Raw genomic sequence first — 685 nt, 5'->3', positions numbered from 1 at the left:
TGTAAACTGATTAGCACCAGGGCCTGCAACAATTTGGTAATCGTTATTATTAAGGGTCTCACCTACACGACTAGAGTGTCTTGTTTCGTCAGCAGTCCAAGTACCTGCAAGGGCGCTTGGTTCAGTTACTGTACCACATACCACAGTTACTGGAAAACTCAATGCCTGTGGCGAACCTGTCGCTAAAAGCTCATTGTCTGTATTTCCACCAGTGACTGTCGTTTCACCTGCACCATTCGTAGAGGTACTTACAGAAGTAGGGCCGAATACAGTTCCGTCATCCGTTGTCACTTCACCAGTAATGGTGTAAGCTTCACCAAACTCCAAATCATTACCCGTTGCAGCTCTGATATCAGAAGCCTTAATTTCTAAGGTAGTAGGAAAAGTAGTGTAGTTATCACCTAGCTGAACTCTAGTTCCTCCAACACTAATCCCAACATTATAAGATGCTGCATTGTTGTTTGGGTCATAGATCAAAGCTGTGAATACGCCTGTGTTTGGGTCGTCCCCCTTAAGAAGTTTCTTTTGCCTGATATCGTCAAAGTCGATCATTCCGCCCCTTTGCAGGTTGGTAATGGCTTCGTTTCTGACTTTTCGAAAATCACTTGGGTCTTGACAACCCGTCACTATTGCTAACATCATCCCGATAGAAAGCAACATTCCTATATATTTATTTGTTATTTTC

1 protein-coding gene is annotated in these 685 nt (G+C 43.2%); it reads right to left on the bottom strand.

Going from position 1 to position 685, the window contains the following annotated elements; genetic code table 11:
• On the bottom strand, positions 1-660 hold a 660-nt coding region (locus tag AWN68_RS13200; protein ID WP_157716206.1), incomplete at its 3' end, for a hypothetical protein.
• Between the last annotated feature and the right edge of the window lie 25 nt (positions 661-685).

The sequence above is a fragment of the Roseivirga echinicomitans genome (assembly GCF_001592935.1).
Lineage (GTDB): Bacteria > Bacteroidota > Bacteroidia > Cytophagales > Cyclobacteriaceae > Roseivirga > Roseivirga echinicomitans.
Note: the sequence above shows the minus strand (reverse complement) of the source record. Positions and strands in the feature narration are given on the sequence as shown.